At 59.8% G+C, this 26,546-nt stretch carries 24 protein-coding genes and 2 pseudogenes; 7 read left to right on the top strand and 19 right to left on the bottom strand.

Annotated elements, in window-relative coordinates:
* Window positions 1-83 precede the first annotated feature (83 nt).
* On the top strand, window positions 84-500 hold the full coding sequence (locus ACFQND_RS06350; RefSeq protein WP_371437665.1) for a cupin-like domain-containing protein: 417 nt from the start codon (window positions 84-86) through the stop codon (window positions 498-500).
* On the opposite strand, the gene ACFQND_RS06345 is transcribed toward ACFQND_RS06350, so the two are convergent.
* From ACFQND_RS06345 to ACFQND_RS06335, 3 genes are read right to left on the bottom strand one after another with little or no spacing between them, the layout of a single operon-like run.
* Window positions 497-1,825 carry a 3-deoxy-D-manno-octulosonic acid transferase gene (locus tag ACFQND_RS06345; RefSeq protein ID WP_371437664.1) on the bottom strand — a complete coding sequence of 443 codons (1,329 nt, stop codon included), beginning with the start codon at window positions 1,823-1,825 and terminating at the stop codon, window positions 497-499. The genes ACFQND_RS06350 and ACFQND_RS06345 overlap by 4 nt on opposite strands.
* Entirely contained in the window at window positions 1,822-2,850 is a 1,029-nt protein-coding gene (gene waaC, locus ACFQND_RS06340) for a lipopolysaccharide heptosyltransferase I (protein ID WP_371437663.1), read from the bottom strand. The genes ACFQND_RS06345 and waaC overlap by 4 nt, the downstream gene beginning before the upstream one ends.
* A 46-nt stretch (window positions 2,851-2,896) precedes the next feature.
* Window positions 2,897-4,282, bottom strand: coding sequence for a phosphomannomutase/phosphoglucomutase (locus ACFQND_RS06335; RefSeq protein ID WP_371437662.1), 1,386 nt, complete (start codon window positions 4,280-4,282; stop codon window positions 2,897-2,899).
* Window positions 4,283-4,452: 170 nt separating this feature from the next.
* Between ACFQND_RS06335 and ACFQND_RS06330 the strand changes: the two are divergent.
* A pseudogene (locus ACFQND_RS06330) lies at window positions 4,453-4,785 on the top strand (Ada metal-binding domain-containing protein); the annotation flags it as partial.
* Between the two features lie 64 nt (window positions 4,786-4,849).
* On the opposite strand, the gene ACFQND_RS06325 reads toward ACFQND_RS06330, so the two are convergent.
* The 5 genes from ACFQND_RS06325 to ACFQND_RS06305 are packed head-to-tail and all read right to left on the bottom strand — an operon-like array spanning window position 4,850 to window position 10,566.
* Window positions 4,850-7,816 carry a Tn3 family transposase gene (locus ACFQND_RS06325; protein ID WP_293595756.1) on the bottom strand — a complete coding sequence of 989 codons (2,967 nt, stop codon included), beginning with the start codon at window positions 7,814-7,816 and terminating at the stop codon, window positions 4,850-4,852.
* Window positions 7,817-7,822: 6 nt separating this feature from the next.
* Complete coding sequence (locus ACFQND_RS06320; RefSeq protein WP_293602084.1) at window positions 7,823-8,317, bottom strand: hypothetical protein; 495 nt, start codon at window positions 8,315-8,317, stop codon at window positions 7,823-7,825.
* Entirely contained in the window at window positions 8,314-9,153 is an 840-nt protein-coding gene (locus tag ACFQND_RS06315) for an FAD:protein FMN transferase (RefSeq protein ID WP_293602085.1), read from the bottom strand. Before ACFQND_RS06315 ends, ACFQND_RS06320 begins: the two co-directional genes overlap by 4 nt.
* The gene (locus ACFQND_RS06310; protein WP_293595759.1) at window positions 9,140-9,676 is read right to left on the bottom strand and encodes an FMN-binding protein; all 537 of its coding nucleotides are present in this window, start codon (window positions 9,674-9,676) and stop codon (window positions 9,140-9,142) included. Before ACFQND_RS06310 ends, ACFQND_RS06315 begins: the two co-directional genes overlap by 14 nt.
* A 2-nt stretch (window positions 9,677-9,678) precedes the next feature.
* Window positions 9,679-10,566, bottom strand: a complete 888-nt coding sequence (locus tag ACFQND_RS06305) for a DUF6662 family protein (RefSeq protein WP_293595760.1) — start codon at window positions 10,564-10,566, stop codon at window positions 9,679-9,681.
* A gap of 188 nt (window positions 10,567-10,754) precedes the next feature.
* On the opposite strand from ACFQND_RS06305, the gene ACFQND_RS06300 reads away from it, so the two are divergent.
* From ACFQND_RS06300 to ACFQND_RS06285, 4 genes and pseudogenes are all read left to right on the top strand, one after another.
* On the top strand, window positions 10,755-11,309 hold the full coding sequence (locus tag ACFQND_RS06300; RefSeq protein WP_293595761.1) for a recombinase family protein: 555 nt from the start codon (window positions 10,755-10,757) through the stop codon (window positions 11,307-11,309).
* A gap of 108 nt (window positions 11,310-11,417) precedes the next feature.
* A pseudogene (locus tag ACFQND_RS06295) lies at window positions 11,418-12,719 on the top strand (AlkA N-terminal domain-containing protein); the annotation flags it as partial.
* A 14-nt stretch (window positions 12,720-12,733) separates the two neighbouring features.
* Window positions 12,734-13,255: a methylated-DNA--[protein]-cysteine S-methyltransferase gene (locus ACFQND_RS06290; protein ID WP_371437661.1), complete on the top strand. Its 522-nt coding sequence runs from the start codon at window positions 12,734-12,736 to the stop codon at window positions 13,253-13,255.
* The gene (locus tag ACFQND_RS06285) at window positions 13,252-14,190 is read left to right on the top strand and encodes a DMT family transporter (RefSeq protein WP_371437660.1); all 939 of its coding nucleotides are present in this window, start codon (window positions 13,252-13,254) and stop codon (window positions 14,188-14,190) included. Before ACFQND_RS06290 ends, ACFQND_RS06285 begins: the two co-directional genes overlap by 4 nt.
* A 25-nt stretch (window positions 14,191-14,215) precedes the next feature.
* On the opposite strand, the gene ACFQND_RS06280 is transcribed toward ACFQND_RS06285, so the two are convergent.
* The 11 genes from ACFQND_RS06280 to ACFQND_RS06230 are packed head-to-tail and all read right to left on the bottom strand — an operon-like array spanning window position 14,216 to window position 25,396.
* Window positions 14,216-15,388 (bottom strand): acyl-CoA dehydrogenase family protein, encoded by a 1,173-nt coding sequence (locus ACFQND_RS06280; protein WP_371437659.1) that lies wholly within the window; start codon window positions 15,386-15,388, stop codon window positions 14,216-14,218.
* Window positions 15,388-16,575, bottom strand: a complete 1,188-nt coding sequence (locus ACFQND_RS06275) for a CaiB/BaiF CoA transferase family protein (RefSeq protein ID WP_371437658.1) — start codon at window positions 16,573-16,575, stop codon at window positions 15,388-15,390. The genes ACFQND_RS06280 and ACFQND_RS06275 overlap by 1 nt, the downstream gene beginning before the upstream one ends.
* The gene (locus tag ACFQND_RS06270) at window positions 16,575-17,567 is read right to left on the bottom strand and encodes a tripartite tricarboxylate transporter substrate binding protein (protein ID WP_371437657.1); all 993 of its coding nucleotides are present in this window, start codon (window positions 17,565-17,567) and stop codon (window positions 16,575-16,577) included. Before ACFQND_RS06270 ends, ACFQND_RS06275 begins: the two co-directional genes overlap by 1 nt.
* A 10-nt stretch (window positions 17,568-17,577) precedes the next feature.
* The gene (locus tag ACFQND_RS06265) at window positions 17,578-18,663 is read right to left on the bottom strand and encodes a mandelate racemase/muconate lactonizing enzyme family protein (RefSeq protein WP_371437656.1); all 1,086 of its coding nucleotides are present in this window, start codon (window positions 18,661-18,663) and stop codon (window positions 17,578-17,580) included.
* 14 nt (window positions 18,664-18,677) lie between these two features.
* The gene (locus ACFQND_RS06260) at window positions 18,678-19,655 is read right to left on the bottom strand and encodes a Bug family tripartite tricarboxylate transporter substrate binding protein (RefSeq protein ID WP_371437655.1); all 978 of its coding nucleotides are present in this window, start codon (window positions 19,653-19,655) and stop codon (window positions 18,678-18,680) included.
* Between the two features lie 16 nt (window positions 19,656-19,671).
* On the bottom strand, window positions 19,672-20,649 hold the full coding sequence (locus ACFQND_RS06255) for a Bug family tripartite tricarboxylate transporter substrate binding protein (RefSeq protein ID WP_371437654.1): 978 nt from the start codon (window positions 20,647-20,649) through the stop codon (window positions 19,672-19,674).
* 58 nt (window positions 20,650-20,707) lie between these two features.
* A complete protein-coding gene (locus ACFQND_RS06250) occupies window positions 20,708-22,264 on the bottom strand; it encodes a class I adenylate-forming enzyme family protein (protein ID WP_371437653.1) in 1,557 nt (518 codons plus the stop codon).
* The gene (locus tag ACFQND_RS06245) at window positions 22,261-22,713 is read right to left on the bottom strand and encodes a MaoC/PaaZ C-terminal domain-containing protein (protein ID WP_371437652.1); all 453 of its coding nucleotides are present in this window, start codon (window positions 22,711-22,713) and stop codon (window positions 22,261-22,263) included. Before ACFQND_RS06245 ends, ACFQND_RS06250 begins: the two co-directional genes overlap by 4 nt.
* Window positions 22,710-23,411: a dienelactone hydrolase family protein gene (locus tag ACFQND_RS06240; protein ID WP_371437651.1), complete on the bottom strand. Its 702-nt coding sequence runs from the start codon at window positions 23,409-23,411 to the stop codon at window positions 22,710-22,712. Before ACFQND_RS06240 ends, ACFQND_RS06245 begins: the two co-directional genes overlap by 4 nt.
* 29 nt (window positions 23,412-23,440) lie before the next feature.
* Window positions 23,441-24,598: an acyl-CoA dehydrogenase family protein gene (locus ACFQND_RS06235; protein WP_371437650.1), complete on the bottom strand. Its 1,158-nt coding sequence runs from the start codon at window positions 24,596-24,598 to the stop codon at window positions 23,441-23,443.
* Window positions 24,599-24,610: 12 nt separating this feature from the next.
* Complete coding sequence (locus tag ACFQND_RS06230) at window positions 24,611-25,396, bottom strand: citryl-CoA lyase (RefSeq protein WP_371437649.1); 786 nt, start codon at window positions 25,394-25,396, stop codon at window positions 24,611-24,613.
* A 133-nt stretch (window positions 25,397-25,529) separates the two neighbouring features.
* On the opposite strand from ACFQND_RS06230, the gene ACFQND_RS06225 reads away from it, so the two are divergent.
* Complete coding sequence (locus ACFQND_RS06225) at window positions 25,530-26,528, top strand: LysR family transcriptional regulator (RefSeq protein ID WP_371437648.1); 999 nt, start codon at window positions 25,530-25,532, stop codon at window positions 26,526-26,528.
* Window positions 26,529-26,546: the final 18 nt, after the last annotated feature.

Below are 26,546 nucleotides of genomic sequence, written 5' to 3'. Positions count from 1 at the left end.
AATCAACGATCTACCAACACCACCTCCGCGCCAGTGCTAGCTTTTCGTACCGTCACTTATTGCACTGAAAACGAGGAGACCCCCTGCACAACGACTTTCCGCACAACTGGTTTTGCCAGTTCAAGGGCACCAAGGAGTTCATGCTCTTCCCGCCCGACCAGAGCGAACACCTGTGCGCAGCCAAAAAATACGACTGGGGCGCGACGCTGAGCGACATCAACGTCTCCCGCCTGCCGCAGCAGGCGAAAGAGTTGGCATCGTTTGAAAATGCAAAAGGCATCTACGCACGCGTCGAAGCCGGCGATGCGCTTTTCATACCGCGCCGCACCTGGCACTCGGTCGTGTCCGCGGAACCGTCCATCAGCCTCGGCATGTTCGGGCTCACGCCCTGGGAGGTCGCAACCGGCGGCGCCTGGGCCACCCTGCGCGACTGGGCGCATCACCTGCACCTCTACGCCTGGGGCAATTGCACCTGTCATCAGGTACTGGGCAAGCGCTAGCGCCTGAGCAGGGGTCGCAATGCGGCCAGCGTTTTCTGCGTGGCACCGCGGTTGCCAGCAGTAAATGCAAAGCTGGCTGCCACGGCGGCCTGATGCGCATCGGGGCGTGCCAGCAGCACGAGCGAAGTGTGCACCGCTTCGGGCATGTCGGCCACCCTGCGTGCCGCGCCGGCAGCCTCGGCCAGATCCGCCGCTTCGGTGAAATTGAAAGTGTGCAGCCCCATCACAACCGGGCAACCGCAGGCTGCAGCCTCGATCAGGTTCTGCCCGCCCAGAGGCTCAAAGCTGCCGCCCAGAAGCGCGACATCGCTGAGCGCGTAATACAGCGCCATTTCCCCGAGGGAATCGCCAAGCCAGACGTCGGCGCTCATGGCTTCTTCGCTGTCTGCCGGACCCGCTGCCCAACCCGAACGGCGTGACACCCGCAAGCCGTGCTGCTCAGCCAGTGCCTGCACTTCATCAAATCGCTGGGGATGGCGCGGCACGATCAGAAATTTTGGCGGGAAGATATCGGCTGCTATCACATCAATAGCTGGTGTCGCCCGTCGCTGCTGGGCTGTAGCACTTATTTCTTTAAAAAAAGCGCCCTCCTCGCCTTCACGCGAGCTGGCAAACATCACCACCTGCCGCGCCAGCGCCTGCCGCCATGCCTTGCCGGTGGCTTGCTGGTCCATGTCAGGCCTGGCATCAAACTTGAGGTTACCGAAGACGCCTGCGACATCAACACCGAGCTGGCGGAAACGTTTGGCGTCGTCACCTGTTTGTGCGTATACCGCAGCGAGAGCGCCAAAGGCCGGGTACGACAGCGGCGAAATGGCCAGCGCCTTCCGCAGCGATTTTTCGGAAAGCCGTCCGTTAACCAGCACCAGCGGCACCGCCCGTGCGCCGGCTGCCGCCACCAGGTTGGGCCAGACTTCCGTTTCCATCAGCAGGCCGAGACGCGGCTTGAAGTGATCGAAAAAACGCGCCACGGCAGCGGCGCTGTCCCAGGGTTGCCATATGTGGATGTCACCCTCGCGCAGCAGGCTTTCGCCTTCGGCTCGGCCAGTCGCCGTTCCGCTGGTCAGCAGGATGCGCAGGCCCGGATGTTCGGCGCGCAGGGCCTTGACGAGCAGGGCCGCGGTACGCGTTTCGCCAAGAGACACGGCATGGACCCAGACCAGATCAGCTTGCGCTTCTTCCGGCTGGCTGTAGTGGCCGAAGCGCTCCTGCACGGCCTCGCCATAACCGGGCTCCTGCAGGCTGCGGCGCGCCAGCTTGCCGCGCAAAAAAGGCTGCGCCACCCACATCAGCAGCGAATAAAGCGAAAGGATGATGCGGTTCATGATGGTTGTTGCCCACAGGCCCGCCAGGCCTGCCACACCGCATCGACCGAAGGCGCGGGTTGTGCAAAAACGCTGCGCTGCAGGAACGTTCCGGCCTCGGGCGGCCCGGTACGCCACGCGGTGTCGAAGTTATAGATCTGCACATGCGGCAAGCCCAACGCCACAGCGATGTGGCTGACGCCACTGTCAACACCAACCACGCCGGCAGAGCGGGCCAGCGCTGCGGCCAGCCCATCGATTTGCAGCACGGGCCACAGCGTCGGGGCGTCTCCCAGACCCCGCGCAATGGCCTTGCTGGTTGCAGCCTCCTTCGCATTGCCGTGCACCAGCGCAATGCTGTGGCCTGCAGCGGCAAGGCGCTGGCCGAGCGCAACCCAGTGGTCCAGCGGCCACTCCTTGTCCGCACGGGAGGTGCCATGTACCAATACGACGGTGTTGGCCGGAATATCAAATGCTATGTTTTTAATAGCCGACATGGACCGTTTATCGGGCACCTGAGCCTCTTTTAGTCCGAAATCTGCTGCCGGAAGCAATTTGTAGCCGAGGGCTTGTGCAGCCAGTTCGCGCGAGCGTTGCACGGCGTGGATGTGCGGCTCCATACGAATGGCAACATCGGCGGCCCAGCGTGTCGGCGCCTCATAACCTGACCCCTCGGTCTGGTTGGCCATTGCATAGCGCTTGCCGCCAGGCGCCAGCCGCGCCAGCCATGCCACCAGCGCGGACTTGGTGAGGCCCTGCAGGTCTATTACCGCGTCATACGCTTCGCTTTGCAATTGCGTTTTGAACGCACGCCATTCGCGCCATGTCGCGGCGGAAAAAGGCGACTTGCGCCAGCGCCTGATGTCGCACGGAATGATGCGGCGCAACGCCCCGTTTTCAAGCAGCGGCACCAACAGGGACGCAAAGGATTTTTCAAGCACCCAGTCGATTTGAGCGTCCGGCATGGCGACGCGAATGTCCTGCACCACCGGCAAGGTGTGCACCACGTCGCCAAGGGACGAAAGCTTGACCAGAAGGATTTTCATAAACCCAGGGGCACGTCTCTTGACGGCTTGCAAACGGCGGCGAGACTCAATGCGCAGCCGCCGCAAAACTGGCGTCGGGCTTGACGCTGCGCAGCAGGGCCAGCATGTCAGCCTCAATGCGTTCCAGGGCCTGCTGTGTCTGGCCTTCGAAACGCAGCACCAGCACCGGCGTGGTGTTGGAGGCGCGAATCAAACCAAAACCGTCCGGCCAATCCACACGCACACCGTCTATGGTGGATATCCTCGCTGGCTCTGCAAATTTTGCAGTCTTGATCAGCGCCTCGACCACTGTGTGCGGCTCACCCTCCTTGCAGGGGACGTTCAGTTCCGGCGTGCTGAAACTGGTCGGCAGACTGTTGAGCACGGCGCTGGCATCCGCCGAGCGGCTGACGATTTCCAGCAGACGCGCGCCCGCATAGGTGCCGTCATCAAAACCGTACCAGCGCTCCTTGAAGAAGATGTGGCCGCTCATCTCGCCACCGAGCGGGGAGTTGACTTCCTTCATCTTCGCCTTGATGAGCGAATGGCCGGTCTTGTACATCAAGGGCACTCCGCCCGCCGCTTCAATCGCCGGCGCGAGGCGTTGGGAGCATTTCACGTCAAACACGATGGTGCCGCCCGGCACACGCGACAGCACGTCGCGGGCGAACAGCATCATCTGCCGGTCGGGGTAGATGTTCTGGCCGTCCTTGGTAATGATGCCGAGGCGGTCGCCGTCACCGTCAAATGCCAGGCCGATTTCCGCATCCGAAGTTTTCAGGGCGTTAATCAGGTCGCGCAGGTTTTCGGGCTTGCTCGGGTCCGGGTGGTGATTGGGGAAGTTGCCATCGACTTCGCTGAACAGCTCGGTCACTTCACAGCCTAACGCGCGAAAAATCGCCGGGGCCGACGCACCTGCAACTCCATTGCCGGAATCAATCACCACCTTCATGGGCCGCGACAGCTTGATGCCGGAGACGATGCGCTCACGGTAAGCGGCCTGCACATCGGCCTGGCTGATTTTTCCTGGTGAAGACGGAAGTACCCATGTTTCGTTGCGCATCATCTCGCCAATGGCCTGGATGTCATCGCCGTAAATCGCGCGGCCAGCCAGCACCATCTTGAAGCCGTTGTAGTCCCTGGGGTTGTGGCTGCCGGTGACCTGTATCCCGGAAGTAGCGAGCGTGTTTGCAGCAAAGTACAGTATGGGCGTGGTGACCATGCCGACGTCAATCACGTTCACGCCGGCCGCTGCCAGGCCGCGCATCAGCGCCGCACTGAGGGACGGCCCGCTGAGCCGCCCGTCGCGCCCCACGGCGACGGTGGTTTCACCTTCCTTCAGGGCGCGGGTACCGAAAGCCCTACCCAAGGCCTCGGCGACTTCCTCGTTGATGGTGGACGGCACAACGCCGCGAATGTCATAGGCCTTGAATATGGATGCGCTGGCTTGCATTGAAGGGGGTTCCTGGCAGTGGGGAAGCCGGGTCAGGCGGCATCCGGGAGCGAATCGGGAAAGAGCCTTAATTGTAGGCGCCGGCAGGCGGAAGGGCCTGTCGGAACAGGGTCCGTGCGCATGTCCGAAAACGGCTAGTCAAGAGCTAGGCGCGGCGTATCATTGCCTTCATGTCCACAGATTGCATGCTTGCCGACGACGATTGCTACCGCGCCCTGACAGCGCGGGACGCGCGTTTTGACGGCAACTTTTTTACCGGTGTCACATCGACCGGGATTTACTGCCGCCCGGTGTGCAGCGTGAAAACGCCGCGCCGCGAAAACTGCCGCTTCTTCCGCCATGCCGCGCAGGCCGAGGGCGCGGGCTTCCGGCCCTGCCTGCGCTGCCGCCCCGAGCTTGCGCCGCATTCGGTGGTTTGGTCCATACAGGACGCCTCTTACATCCTCGCCCACCAGGCGGCGCGCATGCTCGACGAGCCTGAAGCCTGGACTGACTACTCGCCCCCACGTTCCCTCACTGCGTGTAGCTGGGGTCGTCTCAGAAAACGGAAAAAATCGTACGCTAAGGCTAGGCCAGCGGTCGTAGTGGCCTGAACTTCCCCGCACCGACTTTGGCGCTGCTGCGCCAGAGGTAATCGCCGGTCAGGTTGATGTGCTCCCAGCCCAGCGGCGACAGGTACTGCAACAGCGCGTCATCGACACCCTGGCCGTGATGACGCAATGCGTTCGCGGCCCTTTCCAGATAGACGGTGTTCCACAGCACGATGGCTGCCGTCACAAGGTTGAGGCCACTGGCCCGATAGCGTTGCTGTTCAAAGCTGCGGTCGCGGATTTCGCCCAGTCGGTTGAAGAACACAGCCCTGGCCAGCGCGTTGCGTGCCTCCCCCTTGTTGAGTCCGGCCTGAACGCGGCGGCGCAACTCCACACTTTGCAGCCAGTCCAGGATGAATAGTGTGCGCTCGATGCGCCCCAGCTCGCGCAGGGCGACGGCCAAGCCGTTTTGGCGCGGATAGCTGCCGAGCTTGCGCAACATCAGCGAGGCCGTCACCGTGCCCTGCTTGATCGAAGTGGCCAGTCGTAGGATTTCATCCCAATGGGCGCGAATAGCCTTGATGTTCAGCCTGTCGCTGCTAATCATCGGCTTGAGCGCATCGTAGGCAGTATCGCCCTTGGGAATGAACAGCTTCGTGTCGCCCAAGTCACGAATGCGCGGCGCAAACCGGAACCCCAGCAAGTGCATAAGGCCAAACACATGATCGGTGAAGCCTGCCGTATCGGTGTAGTGTTCCTCGATACGCAAGTCAGACTCGTGGTACAGCAGGCCGTCGAGCACATAGGTCGAGTCACGCAAGCCAACGTTGACCACCTTGGCGCTGAAAGGAGCGTATTGGTCGGAGATATGGGTATAAAACGTCCGCCCAGGGCTGCTTCCATATTTCGGGTTGATATGCCCGGTGCTCTCTGCCTTGCTGCCGGTTCTGAAGTTCTGCCCGTCCGACGATGATGTGGTGCCGTCGCCCCAGTTTCCGGCGAAGGGTTGCCGGAACTGTGCGTTGACCAGTTCGGCCAACGCCGTTGAATAGGTTTCGTCGCGGACGTGCCAGGCTTGCAGCCAGGACAGTTTGGCGTAGGTCGTGCCGGGGCAGGACTCGGCCATTTTGGTCAAGCCCAGATTGATCGCATCGGCCAGAATCGTTGTCATCAGCAAGGTTTTGTCCTTGGCGGTGTCGCCGGTCTTCAGGTGCGTGAAGTGCCGCGTGAAGCCCGTCCATTCATCGACCTCCATCAGCAACTCGGTAATTTTGAGGTGTGGCAGGATCATGGCCGTCTGATCGATCAGGGCCTGCGCAGCATCGGGCACCGCCGCGTCCAACGGCGTAATCTTCAGGCCCGACGCGGTGGTGATGATGGCGTCCGGCAGGTCATTGGCGGCCGCCATGCGATTGACGGTGGCAAGCTGTTCCTCCAACAATTCCAGCCTTTCACGCAGGTATTGATCGCAGTCGGTGGCCACGGCCAGCGGCAATTCGCTGGCCAGCTTCAGAGTGACGAACTTCTCGACCGGCACCAAGTATTCGTCGAAGTCTTTGAACTGGCGCGAGCCTTGCACCCACACGTCGCCCGAGCGCAGCGCGTTCTTCAGCTCCGACAGGGCGCAAAGCTCGTAGTAACGCCGGTCGATGCCCTCGTCGGTCAGAACCAGTTTGGCCCAGCGTGGCTTGATGAATGCGGTTGGCGCGTCGGCTGGCACCTTGCGGGCACTATCGCTGTTCATGCCGCGCAGAACGTTGATGGCATCGAGCACCCCCTTGGCGGCGGGCGCAGCTCGCAGCTTGAGTACGTCGAGGAACTGCGGCGCGTAGCGGCGCAAGGTGGCGTAGCTTTCTCCAATGTGATGCAAGAAATCAAAGTCAGCAGGCCGCGCCAGAGTTTGCGCCTCGGTGACACTGGCGGCGAAGGTGTCCCACGGCATGACTGCCTCGATGGCGGCAAACGGATCGCCGCCTTTTTGCTTGGCATCGATCAAGGCTTGTCCGATGCACCCATACAGCCGCACCTTGTCATTGATCGCCTTGCCGCTGGCCTGAAACTGCTGCTGATGCTTGTTCTTGGCCGCGTTGAACAGCTTGCCGATGATGCGGTCGTGCAGGTCGATAATTTCATCGGTGACGGTGGCCATGCCTTCGATGGCCAGCGCGACCAAAGTGGCGTAGCGCCGCTGCGGCTCGAACTTGGCCAGGTCGGCGGGCGTCATCTGACCACCCTCGCGGGCGATCTTGAGCAAGCGATTTTGATGAACCTTCCGCTCGATGCCAGCGGGTAGGTCAAGCGCCTGCCAGGATTTTAGACGCTCAATGTGTTCGAGCATGTGGCGCGAGTTCGGTTTGGCAGGCGACTGGCGTAGCCAAGCCAGCCACGTCATTTTGCTGCCTTCCTTGCGCTTGAGTAGTTCATCCAGGCGCGGACGGTGGAGGGTTTCGAGGGAGTCGGTCAGCACAGCGTGAATGCGCCGGTTGGCGCGGGTTATCGCCTCGGCACAGACTCGTTCGATAACATCGAGCGCCGGAATAATGATGTGCCGGTGACGCAGTGTATCGAGTACGCTGCCAGCCAACACGATGCCCTTGTCTGTCTGCAAAGCCAGTTCGGTCGCGGCATGCACCGCTTGGCGGTAGTGCGCCAGAACGAAAGGTTCCATGCCCAGATAAGTGCGCAACTCCAGCAAATGCTCGCGGCGCGTGGTTTCCCGCTCGGCATACTGCGGCCAGCAGGCCGGATCGATGCGCAGTTGCCGCCCGATCCATCCCAGCAGCGATGCCGAGACGATGGTATCTGTCAGCAAGCCTTGACCCGGAAAACGCAACAAGCACAACTGCACAGCCACCCCCAAGCGGTTGGCATCGCCGCGCCGTTGCCGAATTAATGACAGATCGGTTTCGTTGAAGGTATAGTGACGGATCAGCTCATCTTTGTCGTCAGGCAGAACCAGCAGGCTGTCGCGTTCAGTGACGGAGAGGACCGACCGACGTGGCATTTAGCGTCACCTCAATCCCGTTACACGCTCAGCCTTTGAGCCAAGAGGCGTCGCTGCCACGGACGCAGGTAAGCGCGCCACCCGTCTACGCCCAAGCCAAATGTGTGCTGGGATAGCCAAACAGGCGACGGTGCCGACACCTATATGCCCCCATCGCACCCAATCGCGCCATTCCTCGCCACCGTAATAGAGCAGCATGCCTGTTGCACCGAGCAGGGCCATCAATGACAGCGCGACGAGGCCGGATGCCAAATTACGTTTGACACGCCACGCAAGCCGGATGTGCAACGGCAGTAAACCACCGACGATCACAAGTGCGATGGCAGCGGCCACACCATGAACTGTGAGTAGGCGGCGCTCAGCGAGCATCCAACCCCATTGCAGAACATCGTGGAGCAGGCTCCATATAAGCCCGCTGGCGGCGACTACGATCAGTGCCAGGTAAGTCGCCCAGCGTTGTGCCTTGGGCAAGCGGATGCTAAACATATGGTGCGTCGTCATAGTGTCACGACCCTGGCTTGTGCATATCTGGCGAGGCGCATAGGCAGTCGCCCGTGAAGAATGGCGATCTTGGTCAAGCCATCGGCCAACAGGCAGTTGCGAGCGATCACCGATACACTATTGGTTATCGTGACGATTCGTTCTCGCCTAGCGTTCACAATCGCACTTGACGCAGCGCCACCTGGACGGTTTGTGTCGGTAAAGTACGATGCAGAGGTCGCTATCGCGCCATTGGTCAGCGTCCCGATTAGTTGAGCCTGATAAGGATCGTCTGGACAGCGTAGCCACACGGGCTGCGAGGCGGCACCAAAAGTGCGCAAATCACCACCAGCATTGACCAAGCCGCTTTTCATGCCATGCGCTTGCAGAACCTCGACCGCTTGATCGACAGCAAAACCCTTGGCAATTCCACCAAGGTCAAGTGCTACGCGAGCATTCAGTTTGACCGAACGGTCGTTTCTCAAGCAAATGGCTTCCCCATAGGGAAAGCGGCGGACTGATTTGCCAGGAGTATTCTTGGGTAGTTGGCCAAAGCGCATCAGAGATGCGCCGACATTGCAATCGAACACGCCACCGCTCCACTGCCAAAGCCGCAGCGCCTCACGCAACACCTGGTAAGTCCAGCCATGTACACGCAGGATCGATCCAGGCCGCGCACAATTCAAACGTCCAATATCGCTACTGCGCCGATGAAAACTCATCAAGCCATCGACACGAGCAATGGCGCGAAAAGCAGATTCGACTGCCGACTCCACCTGGGCACTAGCCGCAGCACCTTCTGCCCGGATCGTCACGAATGTGCCCAGCAAAGGGCGCATGCGCTCAACGACCGACACCTGGCAACCCTTTCAACATCGTATCGTATACCGCCAACACGCGGCGTACGCCATCGGTGAGATGCTTGGAAGATAGCGTAGCGCCGGTGATATTAGTGATGTCTTTGTTCAGTTTGACAGGCGATGCGGCGGTCTTGCCGACAAACTGCTTACGCCAAGCCGGATCACGAATCTCATAGCCGTAGGTTTCCCGGTATTCGAGAATTTCAACTTGCTTCACGCTTCCATCGGCATTAAGACCCACCGCGTAGGTAATCATTTCATGCTTACCCACAACTTGGTCGATGACGAAAAATCCTCGCCCCTCCACGGCCCATACGCGATTTTCCTGAAATGGCTCATAAACACCGGAACGGGCACGCAACGCGTCGCGCTGATCCTGGGTTAGCGCCAAATTCATCTGAGTGAACTTAGCTCCTGGAAACATGGCCTGTTGAGCCTGCTCTGTTGAAAAATAGACATTGCCCCAACTGGCTGTTGAAATTACAACAAGCGGGACAGCAAAGAAAGGTTCCCAGCGCATGATTAGAACGGCACTCCGACTTTGAGCATGAACTGGTTACGCGTATGCTCGTCGCCATAAATACGACTATTGCTGATGACCGCTTTTTGATCATCTTGAAAACCACTGGCTAGGGGTAGTTGCTGACGCCAAGCTACGGTCACCCACCAGTTCTTGGTCGCGTAATGCAAATTCGGCCCTAAGAACCATGCCGAGTGATTGGCAACGCCATAACCATAACCTGTGAACTCGCGGTGGTTGCGCGCCTCAAAGCCAGCGGACCAGTTATTGGTAAAGCGGTAGGACAACCCAGTCAGAAAATCGACTTCAGTAGCTTTTTCCACACGGCTCCCTCGTTTGTTGTTTTCAAGAGCTGTAACTAGATTTGTTGCCCAGATCAAACGGTCGTCGAAGAAATTCTTTTGCAAGATGAGTTTGAACTCCAACTCCTTGTTTCGTGGCCCCCAAGTCGGTTCGACATAAAGCGCCAGACCAATCGGATCGACGAGAGGGTTCGATATCTGATAGACGTTCTCCCAGGACACGGACTCGAATCGGCTCAACTTGTAGCGAGAGGTTGGATCAAAATTGTCTGGGATGTCAGTGTTTGGGCCAGCAGTTGTGCCATCCATTTGATTTTGGTATGCGTTGATGTACCGCGAATTTAAGTAAATTCCGGTTTGGTACTTTGATGTGATGCCGAATTCCATTTCCGAACGTAGTCTTACGTTCGTGTAATCGCCCAGGGTCTGTTTCGTCTGCACATCAACCCATTGCTGGAATTGGCGGGTCCCGGGTGGCTGAACATCAGCCGTGTAGATCCATCCAAAGGGCGACTCCCCGGCAGCGGCAGGTTGTGAAAATGCGCCTGCCAGTGCGGCGACGGCGACGAGGGACTTGGCAAGCTTCAAGGTGATTCTCCATACAATTGTTAATGCGAATCGTTATTATTCTCGTTTTAATGGCCTGTGTCAAATTCCAGGGTTATTGCGACAAGTAGAGGTCGCCGACTCATTGGCACAAAACAACGCTTGCAAGTGACGCAAAAATCGTCGCATAATCAATGCTTCATAAACCTATGGAATGGATGATTTGAAACATGCGCATCGGCTATGCACGGGTATCAACCGACGACCAGACACTCGACTTGCAGCGCGATGCGTTGAAGCTGATGAATTGCACCGAGATCTACGAGGAATACGCCAGCGGTCGAAGCGCGGCTCGCCCCCAACTAGAGGTGTGCTTGAGAGCGCTGCGTGCTGGCGATACGCTGGTGGTCTGGCGACTCGACCGCCTAGGACGCAGCTTGAAGGATTTGATCGAACTCACCGCCGCGCTACGGACGCGTCAAATCGAGTTCGAGTCGCTGACAGAACACATTGACACGAACTCACCTACCGGCAGACTGGTTTTTCATCTATTCGGTGCCCTGGCCGAGTTCGAGCGCAATCTGATTCGTGAACGGACAATGGCCGGACTGAAGGCTGCGCGGGCGCGAGGGCGCAGCGGTGGGCGTCCGAAGAAGCTGTCGGTGAAAGACTTGAGAACAATCCAGGCACTGCTGAAATCCGGCGACGTACCCATCGTGACCATTGCTGAGCAGTTCGGCATTTCACGCTCGACGATCTACCGCAACGCGGGTAAGCCGTCCTGAGCGCTTGCAGTCGGCCTTAGCGTACGATTTTTTCCGTTTTCTGAGACGACCCCTAGCTCTCTGCCCCCCGAGGGGGCTGCGCTTGCTCGGGGCGGCCCGTCGCTGCACGCGCCCTCTGTAGAAAAACTGGCCGACCGCCTGGGCGTCAGCGCGCGGCATGTGAGGCGCATTTTTGAAATGCAGTTTGGCGTGTCGCCCATGCAATACCTGCAGACACGGCGCCTGCACATTGCCAAGCAGCTGCTTGCCGACACCGACCTGCCCATCACGCAGATTGCGCTGATGAGCGGCTACGCCAGCGTGCGGCGTTTCAACGCGGAGTTTGTGGCGCACTACAAACTCAATCCCACACAACTGCGGCGCAAAGGCGGCGCGGGCGTTGAAGGCAATGCCGCGGCTGAGAGCGGCGTCACCATTCGCCTCGGCTATCGCCCGCCCTACGATGTGCCGGCCATGCTGGCGTTCTTCGCCAAACGCCAGATGCTGTCGATCGAGTGCCTTGAAGGCAGCGGTGCAAACCAGATCATGGGCCGCACGCTTGCCGTGGAATCAGGCGGCAAGGTTTACAGCGGCTGGTTGCGCATGCGCTTTGACGAGGCCAGGTCACAACTGGTGCTCAACGTCAGCGATTCGCTGCGCGATGTCTTGCCATTGGTGATACGCCGCACGCGCGCCATGTTCGACCTCGACGCCGACCCGGCCGCCATCAACAGCGTGCTGCATGCGGATTTCCCTTCAGGCGATGGCCTGCGCGTTCCCGGCACCGTCGATGGCTATGAGCTTGCCGTGCGTGCCGTGCTGGGCCAGCAGATCACCGTGGCCGCCGCGCGCACCCTCGCGCAGCGCATGGTCCTGAAATTTGGCGAACCGGTTGAAACGCCCTGGCCCGGGCTGAGCCGGCTCTTTCCGGCACCCGCCGTACTGGCCGCCGCCAGCGGCGATGCGCTCGGCCAGTTGGGCATCGTCAGGCAGCGCCAGGCCGCCATCGTCAGCATTGCACAAGCCGTTGCCAGCAGGCAGTTGCAGCTTCACGCCGGTGCCGATGTGCAGGCGACGCTGGCGCAACTCAAGGGATTGCCGGGCATAGGCGACTGGACGGCACAGTACATCGCGATGCGTGCACTGCGCTGGCCGGACGCATTCCCGGCCGGGGACGTGGCATTGCACAAGTCACTCGGCGTGCAGGGCCAGAAGCTGCCGGCAAAACTGGCCGAAGCGGCCTCCGTGGCCTGGAAACCGTGGCGGAGTTATGCCGTCATTCGCGTCTGGAGCGGTGCGTGGTCGGGCGCGCAGGAGATCGAAGCGCCTGAGAAGAATCCGCGTAATGCTATTAAAACTATAGCTATCTCCGCCCGTAAACAGGGCGCCACAGCACTAAAAGACTCTAAAAATCGGCCTAAACAGCCGTAACAAGGTAAAACATCATGAAATTCCATTCATCCATCGTTCGCGACACCTTCCGCAGCCCGTTGGGCGACATCATCATCGCCGCCACCGACAAGGGCCTGGCCGGCCTCTGGTTCGTTGGCCAGCGGCACATGCCCAAAGAACTGGCCGACATGCCCGTCTGGCCGCAGGATAAGAATCATCCCGTCATCAAGCTGGTGGCGAGGCAACTCACGGAATACTTCGCAGGCCAACGCACCAGCTTTGACATGCCGCTGGACCTGTCGGGCGGCACGGCCTTCCAGCAAGCGGTCTGGCAGGCGCTGCTGGCCATCCCCCAGGGCGGCACTGCGAGCTATGGCGAAGTCAGCCGCCGCGTCGGCAACCCGGCCGCCGTGCGCGCGGTGGGCGCAGCCGTCGGCCGCAATCCGGTTAGCATCATCGTTCCCTGCCACCGCGTGCTCGGTGCGAACGGCTCGCTAACCGGCTACGCAGGCGGGCTGGATAAAAAAACCGCGCTGCTCAAACTTGAAGGAGCGCTTCAGGAAACCATGGTTTGAATTCAACACGCACGCTGCCGCCTTCCGCTGCAAACACTGACGTCCACAAACCCTGGCTGGCCGACCTGCTCCTGCTGTCGGCCATTTGGGGGGCTTCCTTTATTCTCATGCGCGCCGCAGTACCGGAGTTTGGGCCCCTACCGACGGCCGCCGTTCGCGTTTGTGTGGGCGCGCTTTTTCTACTGCCGGTGGTGTGGTGGCGCGGCCTGATGCCGGACTTAAGGCGCCACTGGGCCCGCATATTCGTGGTCGGCATTCTTAATTCGGCCATCCCGTTTTCATGCTTTGCGTTTGCCTTGCAATCGATAACCACAGGGCTGTCGGCCATCCTGAATGCGACGGTGCCGATGTTCGGCGCACTGGTCGCATGGCTGTGGCTCAAGGACAGGCCCGGCGCCTCACGCGTCCTCGGGCTCATCGCCGGCTTTGCGGGCATAGCGATGCTGGCTTGGGACAAGGCGAGCTTCAAACCCGATGCTTCCGGCGTCGCGCCAGGCTGGGCCGTGATTGCCTGCCTGGTGGCCTGCATTTTTTACGCGATTGCGGCAAGCTATACCAAGCGCTACCTGATGGGCATTCCCTCGCTGGTGACGGCCGCAGGAAGCCTGATCGGAGCCAGCCTCGCCATGGCCCTGCCCACGGCTTTTTTGTGGCCGGCCAAAATGCCGAGCGCGCATGCCTGGCTGGCCGTGGTAGCGGCGGGGGTGATGTGCACCGGCGTGGCCTATATGCTGTTCTTTCGCATCATCGCCAATGCCGGCCCGCCGCGTGCCCTGTCGTCGACTTTCCTCGTTCCGGTGTTTGCGGTGATTTATGGCGCGATTTTTATCCAGGAAACCATCACGCCGTGGATGGTGTTTTGCGCGCTGGTCATTGTCTGCGGTACGGCACTTTCAACCGGCCTGATCAGGCTGGGGCTCAGCGCAGCACCGTAAGTAGCAGGCCGCCGCCCGGCACTACTCAGGCGCTGATGCGGTTGACCGGCGTTTTGCCGGACAGCAACTCCCGCGCAATGATGGTGCGCTGCATCTCCGACGAACCTTCGGTAATCGTGCGGCTGCGGGCATCGCGGAACATCAACTCCAGCGGCAGTTCGCGCGACAGGCCGATGCCGCCGTGAATTTGTATCGCCCTGTCCACCACCCGCATGTACATGTCGTCCGCATAGAGCTTGACCTGTGATGCCTCGACGTGAAAGTTCATGCCCTGGTCGGCCTTCCAGGCTGCGTGGTAAGTCATCAGCCGCGCAGCGTTGAGCTCCACTGCCGAGTCGGCAATCATCCACTGAATGGCCTGACGGTTGGCCAGCGGCTCGCCAAATGTCTTGCGCTGCTTCGCGTACTCAACCGCCATTTCAAGTGCGCGTTCGGCACGGCCTATGGCCTTGGGGCCGTGGATCAGGCGGCCCACATCGAGGAAGCCGCGTGCAAGCTCCCAGCCCTTGCCGGGCTCGCCGACCATCTGTGATGCCGGCACGACCACGTCCTCAAACACGATTTCCCAGGGCCGGTCGGGTGACATCAACTCGAAGTTCTGCCCCAGCCGCATGCCCGGCGTGCCGCGGTCAATCAAAAAGCATGACACACCGCCACCTGCTGCGGTGTCACCGGTGCGTGCAAAGAGCTGCACAAAATCGGCCTTGTCAGCGCCGGTGATGAAGATTTTGTTGCCGTTGATGCGGTAGTTGTCGCCTTCGCGCACGGCCATGGTCCGCATCTGCGAAGGGTCAGAGCCGCCGTTGGCCTCCGTCAGGGCAAAGCAGGTGCGTTTTTCACCGCCGATGACGGGGTGCAGGTATTTTTTCTGCTGTTCCGGCGTGCAGCTAAAAAGTACGGACCCAAGGTAAGGTGTGAACACCGTGGGCGCCCGGAACGAAGGCACGTTGCACCGGGCAAGCTCCTCGAACACCAGGCACATGCCAAGGTAGCCCACCCCGCCGCCGCCAACGTTTTCCGGCAGGTCGAAAACCCAGAAACCCAGCGCTTTGGCCTTGGCCTGCAGCGAGGCACGCACGTCGTCGGGAATGTCGGCATCGTTGGCGTACAGCGACTCCAGCGGCAGCAACTCCTTCTCTACAAACCTGCGCGTGGAATCACGCAGCATGCGCAGTTCTTCGGGGATTGAGAAATCCATCAGATGGCACCCTCACGTTGCAGTTTTTCAATGTCAGCGGCCTTCAGTCCGGCCTCGGCCAGCACTGCATGGGTGTGCTCGCCGAGATCGGGCGGCGGCAGGAAATTGCTGTGGTTGTCGCCGTCGTAACGCACGGGACGGTGCGCCGCGCGAACGGTGCCATATCTTGGATGCTCCATACCGTAGAAAACGTCCAGATGCCGCACCTGCGGGTCCTCTTCAAGCTCTTCCAGTCGCCGCTCGGGCGCGAACGGGACGTCGTTTTGCTCAAGTAGCGGCAGCCAGTAGTCCCGCGGCTGCGCAAGAAAGACTTCTGCAAGATCCAGGGCAAGGTCGTCATACCCGGTCACGCGTGCCTTGCGGTCCGGATACTTTTGCAGCAAGTCCTCGCGCGAGATGGCCTTGAGCAGGCCGCGCCAGAATTTGTCGGGTGATGAAAGATGCAGCGCAATGCGATTGCCATCCTGGCAGGTCAGCAAAAAGGATTGGGAAGAAGACGCACGCGAATAAAAAGGAACCGGCTTGCCACTCGACAACATTTTCCCCAGCGGTTCGGTGGCGAAAGCCAGTGTGGCCTCCAGCATGCTGACCTCGACCTTGCGGCCGCGGCCGGTCTTTTCACGCTCAAGCAATGCACCCAGAATACCCATGGCAGCGAACATTCCGGTCAACGCATCGGATACCGCCGGTCCGGCAACGCGTGCGTCGCGGCCTTCATGGAACATTGAAAGCCAGCCCGACAGCGCCTGGCCAACGTTGTCATAGGCGGGCCGCTCGGCATAGGGGCCATCGGCACCATACCCGGTGATGGCGCAGTGCACGAGTGCGGGATTGATCGCCTGCAGCCTGGCGGCATCCAGCCCAAGCTTTTCTTCCACGCCCGGCCTGACATTGATCAGCAAGACGTCTGCGCTTGCCACCAGCGCGTCGAGTGCGGCGCGGCCCGCCGGTTTTGTGTAGTCCAGTGCAACGCTGCGTTTGTTGCGGTTGTGTGCCTGGAAGTGCGAGCTGTAAAGGCCGTCACCGAACGCCCTGAAAGGGTCGCCGGTGACAGGCTTTTCGACCTTGACGACATCAGCGCCCATCTCGGCCAGCAGCATGGCGGCATACGGCGCCGTTATAAAGCTACCAAGGTCCAGGACTCGAAACCCCGACAGCACCTGCCCCGTTTTCAGTGCTGCATCCATCACTCTGGTTTCACGCCGGTGGCCTTGACAATGCGGGCAAGCTTTTGGGATTCGCTTTTGATAAATGCCCCGAACTCGGCACGCGACGTAGGCGCACCGACCACCCCAAGGGCGGCCAGTCTTTCTTTCACATCCGGCTGGTTTAGCGCAGACGCGATTTCCTGGTTGATGCGCTGCGTGATGGCTGCAGGTGTGCCAGCGGGCATGGCAACGCCGTACCAGGTCATGAAATCAAACTCGGGCAATCCGGACTCGGCTACCGAAGGTGTGTCGGGAAACGAGGGCTGGCGTTTTGCACTCGACACCGCAAGCGCATTGAGCCGCCCGGCCTTGACATAAGGTCCGGCCGACGATGTACCGGTAAACATGACATCTACCTGTCCGGCGACAAGGTCAGTCAATGCCGGAGCCACGCCCTTGTACGGTATGTGGGTCATGCTGATGCCGGCCATGGATTTGAGCCACTCCATCGATATCTGGTGCGGTGTTCCATTGCCGATAGACGCGTAATTTATTTTCCCGGGTTTTGCCTTGGCCGCGGCAATCAGATCCTGAACCGTTTTGACATTCAGGGAAGGGTGCGCCACCAGCACCAGCGGCACAAAAACAAGCTGGGTGATAGGCTCGAAGTCCTTGATCGAATCGTAGGGCAGCTTTGGGAAAAACACCTGGTTGATGGCGTGGGAATCCGTGATCAGGCCAATGGTGTAGCCGTCAGGCGGCGCCTTGGCGAGCATCTCTGTTCCGATGATGGTGCTGGCGCCCGGCTTGTTGTCAACAATGACGGACTGACCCAGGCTGGCGGTCATCTTTGCAGCGACCAGCCGTGCCACGATATCGGTGCCGCCACCCGGCGGGTAGGGAACAATGAACCGTATGGGTTTAGCCGGGTAGGTTTGCGCGAGCACGCCACCTGCAGCCATGAGCGCTGCTGCACCCGCGAGCAGCAGGCGCCGCATTTTGAATTTTGGCTTGGGGGTAGATTTTTTCATGTCTTGTCTCCTAGTTGCTAAAGTTTTTCAGTCGTTTCCAGTCGATCAGCGCGGCACTCCCGCTGGCCTGCGGCAGGTTGATCGCGCCATTTTTTATGGTGAGCGCCTGACCGGTCACCTGCTCCGTCATTGAAAGAAACCAGGTCGTTTCAGCAGGCAGTGACGAAGCTGGCAATGTGGACGACAGCTGCAGCGCGGCCAGCGTGCCGATCACGCTTTCGCCAAACATGCCCACTACCGTTTTGCAGCCCGCGGCATTCGCCAACTGGCTCATGGCGCGGGTGTCCGACAGCCCGAAACGCCCCGGCTTGAGACTGAAGGCCCGGGCACCCGCTGTTATGAAAAGCCGCGTGTCACGCGGGGACCAGCAGCCAAAATCAACCAGCACCGGTGTCTGGGTGGATTGCTGCAACTGCGTGAAAGCTGCATCGGGGCTCAGGACGCACGGGTCTTCAACCACCTCCGCACCCGCATCGCTCATGGCGCGCACATATGCGGGGCCATCGGCCATGGGATAAGCGCCATTTGAATCAACGTACAAACGGACTTTTGCACCCATCGCCGCGCGCAATTGCTGCAGCACATCGACATCAGCCTTGAGGCCCTGCCCACCTTTTATCTTCAATGTCTGGAAGCCGTATTTTTCGACCATCTCCACGGCTTCAGCCGCCATCTTTTCGGGCGCCTGCCGGGTCACGGTGAACGACACCGGAACGCTCTGCGCGCCACCCCAGGATTTGTAAAGCGGCACGCCGGCAACAGCCGCGCTGAGGTCCCACAGCGCGTTGTCAACCAGCGCCTTGGCAGCGTGGTTCTCCGGTATGCCGTCCATGCGGCTGCGCACCAGTGCAATATCGGCAATGTCCAGCGTTTTCAGCATCGGAAGAAAAACATCCTGCAGTGCCGCGACAAGGCCACCGAGCGAGGCACCCGTCCAGGTCGGCTTGATGGTCATCTCCGCCACGCCGGTGTGCCCTGTGTCACTGTCCAGCCGCAGCAAAATGAATTGCGCGGACTCCTCGACGATGTCGCTCCAGCGCACCGGCCTTTCGTAAGGCAGGCTGTAGGTGTGCAGTGAGTGCGCGGCAAGCCTCATGAAAGACGCCCTGCCTAGTTGGTGGTCACGTTGGCGTCGCGGATGACCTTGCCCCAGCGGGCAGAGTCCCTGACCATGAAGTCCACAAAAGCCTGGCCGCTCAGGAAGCTGGGTTCTGCCCCCAGCGTCGTGAAGCGCTCAAGCGTGGCGGGCTCTTTCATGATCTTGTCTAGTTCACGGGTAAGACGGGCGACTATTTCAGGCGAGGTGCCCTTGGGCGCCGACATGCTGTACCAGGCAAGCACATCAAAGTCGGCATAGCCGGACTGCACCACCGTTGGCACTTCGGGCGCCAGCGCACTGCGCGCCTTGCTGGTGATGGCAATGGCGCGCAGGCGCCCTGCCTTCACCTGCTGCAGCGTGCCGGCGACGGTCACGAAAGCAAACGCCACGTCGCCGCGGATGACAGCCGTAATGGCATCAGCCTGGCCTTTGTAAGGGACATGCTGGATGTCCACATTGGCCTGGCGGCGAAAAAGCTCACCCGCCAGGTGGCCGCTGGTACCGTTGCCCGCAGAAGAAAAGCTGATGGTTCCCGGCTTGCTGCGCGCCAGCGCCACCAGTTCCTGCACAGATTTGACAGGCAACTGCGGGTTGACGATGAGGAGATTGGGCGCTGTGCCTATAAGCGCGACCGAAGCCATGTCGGCAATCGGGTCGTAAGACAGGTTCTTATAGAGATGGGGGTTGATGGAGTGCGTCGGCGCACCGCTAATCAGCAGGGTGTAGCCGTCGTTCGGGGCGCGAACCACCATCTCGGTTCCCAGATTGCCGCCGGCGCCAGGCTTGTTGTCGACAATAAAGGGCTGGCCGAGCAAGGTGCCGAGACGGTCAGCAAGCAGCCTGGAAACAATATCCACCGTGCCACCGGGTGCGAACGGAACGATGACTCTTACCGGCCGCGACGGCCATGCACCTGCCTGCGCCAGCGCACTCCCGGCAAAGCCTATAAAAATGGCGGCGATGAACGCTTTTCTGAAAAATAAACGCATACCTGTCTCCTTTTTTTTAATCCAGCTTCACATTGATGTTCTTGATATGCACCGCATAGGCGGCCCTGTCTTTTTGCAGGAATTCCGCAAACTGGCCAGGACCCTGGTTGAGCAGTTCAAGCCCTACGCCCGATATATATTTTTTCTGGAACTCGGGCCGCACGATGATTTTTGAAACATCAGCCGCAATTTTTTCCACGATGGCGCGAGGCGTGCCTGCCGGAGCCACCAGGCCGAACCATGCACTGGCGTTGAAGTCTTTCAGACCCGCTTCGGTAAATGTCGGGACATTGGGCAACACGGCTGATCGTTTCGGCGAAGCAATGGCAATGGCACGCAACTGCCCGCTCTGCACCAGTGGCAAAACGGGTGGCACACCGGCAATCGCAATTTGAATCTGGCTGCCCAACAGCGCGGGTACAACGTCAGCTACGCCCTTGTAAGGCACATGCAGAAGCTTGATGCCGGCCTGGCGCGCAAACGCTTCCGTGTCGATATGCGCCTTACTGCCGGCGCCGTAGGTCCCGTAGCTGACCTCGCCGGGTTTTGCTTTCGCCACTGCAATCACGTCGGCCAGCGTCTTGCCGGAAAAAGCCGGCCCAGCCACCAGCAGTTGCAGGGTTTCAGCGACATTGATGACCGGTATGAAATCCTTCACCGGGTCATATGGCAGCTTTGAATACAGATACTGGTTAGAAGACAGCGTCGGGTCATTGGCCATCAACAAGGTGTAGCCATCGGCCGGCGCTTTGGCGGTCGCTTCCGCAGCAATGATGGTGTTGGCGCCTGGCTTGTTTTCAACCACGACAGGTTGCGGCCATTCACGCCCGAGCTCCTGCGCAATGCCGCGCGCCAGTGCATCCGCGAGGCCTCCTGCGGTGAACGGCACAATGATTTTTACCGGCTTCGACGGGAATGACTGGGCGCTGGCGTAATCTGCAAAAAAAACTCCAGCCAATGCGATCACCGGAATCAGTGCTTTCAAAACTCTCATGTCTTGTCTCCTTGTTTGTGTTTCTGGTCATTTCTGCCCTCGCCCTGCAGACAGGTGCCTAGGACACCTGCCTGCCCTGCCCGGCCCAAAAAGGCGCCCTGAGCGCACGCTTGTCGATCTTGTTGGTACTGGGGATGCGCGGCATGATTTCAACGAACTGCACGATCTTGGGCCGCTTGTAGGCTGCGATGAGCGTCCTGCAATGCTCCGAGAGTTCGTCGGCCGTGGCCTGCTTGCCCGGCCTTAGCACCACTATCGCGGCGACCGATTCACCCCATTTTTCGTCCGGGGCGCCAATCACGGCGACCTCTGACACCGCTGCATGCATGAGCAAGGCTTCTTCCACTTCGCGCGAATAGATGTTCTCCCCACCCGAAATGATCATGTCCTTTTTTCGGTCAACGATGAAGAGGAAATTTTCCTCGTCAAGGTAACCCATGTCACCGGTGTGCAGATAGCCGGACTTGACCGCGTCCGCTGTTGCTTCCGGCTTTTGCCAGTAACCCTGCATCACTGATATCGACCGCATACACACCTCGCCCACTTCGCTTGCGGCGCATTCGCTTCCGTCGTCGGCCAGGATTTTCAGGTCCGTGCCAAGATAAGCCTGGCCGGCGGATGCCAGGCGCTTTGTTTGCGCAGGCGTGCCTTCCAGGATGTGCTGGTGCTTGAGCAGGGTGGTGCCCAGGCCAGCTTCGGTCATGCCGTAAATTTGCATGAAGATGGGACCGAAAACCGCCCGCGCACGTATTGACAGGGCCACCGACATGGGTGCGGATGCATAACAGACCGTGTGCAGGGAAGACAGGTCGTAAGGTGTTTTTTCCTGCACCTCCAGCATCATCGTGATCATGGTCGGCGCAAGATGCGCGGAGGTGACGCGCAATGCCTGAATGCTCTGCAGTATTGTGGCCGCATCAAAGGTACGGTGCAGCACAATCGTGGCGCCCGCGACCAGGTAGGAAAGCAGCTCCGTCGGACCCCCTATGTGATAGAAAGGCATCACGATCAGCATGCGGTCGGTCTGCGCGGCTGCATGTGACAGCGCCTGCGTCCGTGCCTGCTCGAACTGCCCTTCATTGCCCAGCATCACGCCCTTGGGTACGCCGGTTGTGCCGCTTGTATAAATCAGCAATACCGTGTCGTCCTCTTTTGCGCGAAACGCCAGCGCGCCTTCAGAGCCTCCGGCCACAAGTGTCTCGTAGTCAAGCGCACCAGCCACGGCGCCGTCCAGGCAGACGAAATCAACATTTCCGGGAAGGTGTTGTCGCAGCTCCTGCGCGCGCTCCGCGTATTCCTGCTCAAAGAAGAACACTGCCGGCTGCGCATCCACGAGGATGCCCGCCTGCTCTTTCGCCGAGAGTCTGTAATTCAGGCCAAGCCCTACAAAGCCGCCAAGGGAAGCGGCGCCATAAACCTCAAGGTACTCGGGGCAGTTGCGTGAAAGCACGGCCAGTCTGTCCTGGGAGCGGTGGCCCAACGCTGCAAGGGCATTAACGAGCTTTTTGACGCGCCTGTAAAACTCGGCATGGGTAATGCTTCGCCCTTCAAACAGCACGGCCGGGTGATCGGCATAACACTGCGCATTGCGCTCGATGACGTCACCGAGAATCATGGCTGCGCACTCCCGCAATGCATCATCATGGTGGCGACGCCTTCCTGAGCAACGCTGCCATCGGATTTTTTAAGTGTGATCCGGCGCTCGACGAGGCCACGCCCCGCACGCGAAGTCAGTCTTTTTGAAGCGATTTCCACTTCAACGTGAACCGTATCGCCGACGAACAGCGGTGCACTGAAGCGCCACTCACTGAGTCCCAGCGCACCGATAACCTTGTCGCCCAATTCAGGAAAGCGGGTGGCCAGCGCCATGGCGACGTGCAAGCCATAAGTGCCCTGGAATATGCGCTGCTTCGCAACGGAGTTTTTTGAAAATTCCGCATCGGCGTGAATCGGGTGCCAGTCGCCGCTGGTCATGCAGGCAATGGTCAGGTCCGCGTCCGTCAGTGTCCGGCCGGTGCTCTCCCAGCGCTGACCGACCTGCAGGTCTTCAAACGATAGCGTCATGCAGCCCCCGCGCCATGCGGCAGGTTTTTACTCAGGAAATCCTTTGCTTCGGCATGCGCCGACTTGATGACATCCGGTTCGCCTCGGGTGTAAAACCCATGGTCTGCCTCTTCGTAGACACGGATAGCCACCTTCGCGTTGCCGGAGACCGCCTTTTTTATGTCATGGCGTACGGGCGCAGACACGTACTTGTCCTTGCCGCCAAAGAACATGAGCAGCGGGGCAGTAATACCGCCAGCCTCGGCCAGATCCTTTTCAATCCCTACGCCATAAAACGCGATGCACGCATCCACCGGTAATCTTGCAGCCGCAAGGTAGGCCAACTTGCCGCCCAGGCACATCCCGACCACGGCTACCCCGCCGGTAATGCCCGGCTGCGCTTTGGCGTAGGCTGCGGCGTGACCGATATCCAGGACGCCGAGCTCTTCGCTGAACTGCCCAACAATTGAAAAAGCGCGCTGCATATCCTCTTTTGAATGGGTGAGCGACAAGCCGGGCTCAACGCGCCAGAACAGGTCCGGCGCCACCGCAAGGTAACCCTCACGCGCATAACGGTCGGTCACTTCGCGAATGTGCGGTGTCACGCCGAATATTTCCTGCACAACCACGACAGCGTGCCCGTTAGGCTTGTCCGGAACGCTGATGTAGGCGCCAAAACTTCCGTCGGGCGTAATGATTTGATCGTTTCTTGTTGGCATGATTTCTCTTGTCTTGGTTTAAGGCGCCGTCAGGCGGTGTAGCGGCCGGAGATGATTTCTCGCGCTATGGATGAACGATGGATCTCCACAGTTCCGTAGCCAATGGACATGCCACGAGCGTCACGGAAATAACGTTCGTAGGGGTACTCTTCCGACAACCCGCAGGCACCCGCAAGCTGCATGGCTTCGTTGGTCACACGCACAGCCATCTGATTGACGTAGGCCTTGGTGATCGACGTGTCCACGATGCTGGGATGACCTTCATCAACACGCGCTGCGGCGCGGTAGAGCAAAGCCCGCGCTGCTTCAATATCCATCGCCATTTCGGCAAGCTTCCATTGCAGCCCCTGGTTATCGGCCAACGGCTTGCCGAATTGCTGGCGCTCCTTCACATGGGCCACGACATTTTCAAATGCCGACTGTGCGATGCCCAGGCAAACCGGCGGATTGCCGCTGATGCGGTCCGCGTCAAGCACGCCCAGAAGTTCGCGCATGCGGCCCGCCTCGAGGAAAAGATTACCCGCCGGAATACGGCAGTTATCGAACACCAGTTCCGCCATACCGGTACCGCGCAGACCGAGCAGGTCCAGGTGCTTGCCTATGGTGAAGCCGGGTGTATCGCGCTCCACCAACACAGCGCCTACGCCGCGCATGCCAGGGGCCGCATCCAGGCGCACCAGGACAAGAAAGAGGTCTGAAACCTGGGCGGCAGTGCACCAAAGCTTGCTGCCGTTGATGATGAGCTCATCACCCTCACGCACCGCCTTGGTCTGGACGTTACCGACGTCTGAACCGGCATTCGGTTCGGACATGCTCCAGGCCGTGAGCAACTCGCCCTTGACGATGCGCGCAAGGTATTTGGCCTTGTGGTCTTCAGAACCTATGCCGAGGATGGCGCGCGGCGTGGCGCCGTCGGTGCAGGAAAACAGCATGGCCGTGTTGGCGCAATAGCGTGCAATCTGCTCGACAACCAGCACGTTTTCCATCAGGCCCAGGCCAGACCCGCCATATTCCTCCGGCATGAACATGCCGGTGTAGCCATGATCTACAAGAATCTTTAAATTTTCGATCGGCGGCTTGTATTGCCGGTCGGCAGCAGCCGCACCGGGCGCGAATTTCTCGCGTGCAAGTGCACGCACGTTGTCCCGTATCAGGCGTTGCTCTTCAGTTAGTCCGAGGTTTTGCATTCGTCTTCCGTGTCAGGCCCTGTTGTGCTCACTGGACTCTTCCTCGGTGCGCTCCCATACCTCGCGCGCAATCGGGTTGCGTAACTCCTCGGCGAGATGACCGACGATGCCTATGGTCCGGCCAATCACAGCCAGGCCGCGGCAAAGCTTCCAGGGGATTTCAAGTTCAGAGGAAAGCGCGCCTATGGCACCGGTTGCATTGACCGGCAACTGGCCGGGCTTGTTGAAGGCAAGCTCGGCAACTGACGCAATCAGGGTCATGAGCTCGACATACCTGCCGCTCACGCCGCTTTCCCTCGCAAGCTGGAAAAGGCGCGGTGTACGCGGGTCGACAGGTTTGTGAAGCGGATGGCCTATGCCCGGTATGGGCATTTTCGACGCCACATGCCTGGCCACAATAGCCTCAGCCAGTGCCGGCAGTTCGGCGGAGGTGGTCTCTGGTTTGATCGCCTCTTGCAGCAAACGCGCTGAACCTTCAGCCGTACCAGCGAAGGTGGACCCCATGCCAAGGATGCCCGACGCCACAGCGCCCTGGAGTGATTCCGGCGCGCCGAGGTAGGTCAGACGGGCAGCTATCACCATCGGCGTCATGCCGTGCTCAACCAGGGTGGCCAGCATGGCGTTGAAGATCAAGGATTCCCGCGATGTTGGCGTGCGGCCTTTTATCTCGAGGAAGGCGAAGTCGCCAAGGTTGAGCTTGCCAAGGACATCGTCGCAAAGGTCAAGCCCTTTGACGGTGATGCTGGTTTTATTGCTCCAGCCCATATCGGACTTGAGCGCTTTACGCGTACGGGCCATAGCCTGTTGTCTCCTGCTCTGTGAATGGCGCGAAGGTAACACCGGCCGTCAATCAATACAATCGATGGTTGGCATTTGTTAGATTAGAAAAATGAATAATGCCAGGCATCGCCGCCCGGCATGGAGACAAACGGTGGACATCAGAAAAGTTGACTTGAACCTGCTGCTGGCCTTCGACGCGTTGATGCAGGATGGCAACCTGACCCGCGCGGGCTTCAGGCTGGGACTGTCGCAACCTTCCATGAGCCATGCGTTGGCACGCCTGCGAAAGATCTCCAGTGACCCGCTTTTTGTGCGCGTGCCTTCGGGCATGGAGCCAACCCCTTTCGCGCAGCAGATCGCGGGCGCCGTGAGGGATGGCCTTGCATTGCTTCACGGAGCACTGGACGGGGCCGCGGTGTTCAACCCCGCAACCTGTAACCGCACCTTTCAGATATTGATGAGCGACATTGGCGAGATGGTTTACCTGCCGCGCCTCATTACAAAACTCAAGGCTGAAGCGCCCGATGTCAACCTGCGGGTTCTGCAACTGCCCCGCGAGTCTTACCACGACGCCTTTGTATCGGGCGAGGCGGACCTGGCTATCGGCTTCCTGCCGGCATTAAAGGCCGGTTTCTACCAGCAACGTCTTTTTGAGGATTCCTATATCTGCATCGCCCGGAAAGGGCACCCGCGCGTAGGTGCCAGCCTGTCCCTGGAGCAGTTTTCACAGGAGTCGCACGTACTGATCGAACCGGCTGGATCGCGTTACAGCACGGTATCGCTGCAATCATCGACCACCACGTTTATCGAACGCTACCTGGCCGACCAGGGTTTAAGCCGCCGCATCGCCCTGCGTGTTCCGCACTTCATGGTGGTGCCCGAGATAGTCCAGCAAACCGACCTGCTGGCAACCGTGCCCGGCTCGGTAATGACCTACATCCGCCCCATGCCCAAGGTCAAATTGCTGCAATTGCCGATACAGACACCCCGCTTTGAGATCAAGCAGTTCTGGCACCAGCGCAATCATCATGATGTAGCCAACCGCTGGCTGCGAAGGCTTATCGCCGAGTTGTTCCTGAGCGTCCTTCCGCCGTCCGGCCCTGAAGCCAGGTATGAGCAAACCGGGCGCGAAAAGGCAGCGCGGCGATAAGCGACGCGCTTGCTTGCC

The organism is Polaromonas aquatica (genome assembly GCF_042659145.1).
GTDB lineage: Bacteria > Pseudomonadota > Gammaproteobacteria > Burkholderiales > Burkholderiaceae_C > Polaromonas > Polaromonas aquatica.
This window is presented reverse-complemented; position numbering and strand designations above follow the sequence as displayed.

Bases quoted from the DNA above. Each gene is read 5' to 3' on its own strand.
- waaC (WP_371437663.1), bottom strand. From the start codon at position 2,850: ATGAAAATCCTTCTGGTCAAGCTTTCGTCCCTTGGCGACGTGGTGCAC.
- ACFQND_RS06345 (WP_371437664.1), bottom strand. From the start codon at position 1,825: ATGAACCGCATCATCCTTTCGCTTTATTCGCTGCTGATGTGGGTGGCG.
- ACFQND_RS06235 (WP_371437650.1), bottom strand. From the start codon at position 24,598: ATGCAAAACCTCGGACTAACTGAAGAGCAACGCCTGATACGGGACAAC.
- ACFQND_RS06290 (WP_371437661.1), top strand. From the start codon at position 12,734: ATGAAATTCCATTCATCCATCGTTCGCGACACCTTCCGCAGCCCGTTG.
- ACFQND_RS06260 (WP_371437655.1), bottom strand. From the start codon at position 19,655: ATGCGTTTATTTTTCAGAAAAGCGTTCATCGCCGCCATTTTTATAGGC.
- ACFQND_RS06240 (WP_371437651.1), bottom strand. From the start codon at position 23,411: ATGCCAACAAGAAACGATCAAATCATTACGCCCGACGGAAGTTTTGGC.
- ACFQND_RS06310 (WP_293595759.1), bottom strand. From the start codon at position 9,676: ATGCGCTGGGAACCTTTCTTTGCTGTCCCGCTTGTTGTAATTTCAACA.
- ACFQND_RS06325 (WP_293595756.1), bottom strand. From the start codon at position 7,816: ATGCCACGTCGGTCGGTCCTCTCCGTCACTGAACGCGACAGCCTGCTG.
- ACFQND_RS06250 (WP_371437653.1), bottom strand. From the start codon at position 22,264: ATGATTCTCGGTGACGTCATCGAGCGCAATGCGCAGTGTTATGCCGAT.
- ACFQND_RS06320 (WP_293602084.1), bottom strand. From the start codon at position 8,317: ATGACGACGCACCATATGTTTAGCATCCGCTTGCCCAAGGCACAACGC.
- ACFQND_RS06275 (WP_371437658.1), bottom strand. From the start codon at position 16,575: ATGGATGCAGCACTGAAAACGGGGCAGGTGCTGTCGGGGTTTCGAGTC.
- ACFQND_RS06335 (WP_371437662.1), bottom strand. From the start codon at position 4,282: ATGCAAGCCAGCGCATCCATATTCAAGGCCTATGACATTCGCGGCGTT.
- ACFQND_RS06280 (WP_371437659.1), bottom strand. From the start codon at position 15,388: ATGGATTTCTCAATCCCCGAAGAACTGCGCATGCTGCGTGATTCCACG.
- ACFQND_RS06265 (WP_371437656.1), bottom strand. From the start codon at position 18,663: ATGAGGCTTGCCGCGCACTCACTGCACACCTACAGCCTGCCTTACGAA.
- ACFQND_RS06230 (WP_371437649.1), bottom strand. From the start codon at position 25,396: ATGGCCCGTACGCGTAAAGCGCTCAAGTCCGATATGGGCTGGAGCAAT.
- ACFQND_RS06300 (WP_293595761.1), top strand. From the start codon at position 10,755: ATGCGCATCGGCTATGCACGGGTATCAACCGACGACCAGACACTCGAC.
- ACFQND_RS06255 (WP_371437654.1), bottom strand. From the start codon at position 20,649: ATGAGAGTTTTGAAAGCACTGATTCCGGTGATCGCATTGGCTGGAGTT.
- ACFQND_RS06270 (WP_371437657.1), bottom strand. From the start codon at position 17,567: ATGAAAAAATCTACCCCCAAGCCAAAATTCAAAATGCGGCGCCTGCTG.
- ACFQND_RS06245 (WP_371437652.1), bottom strand. From the start codon at position 22,713: ATGACGCTATCGTTTGAAGACCTGCAGGTCGGTCAGCGCTGGGAGAGC.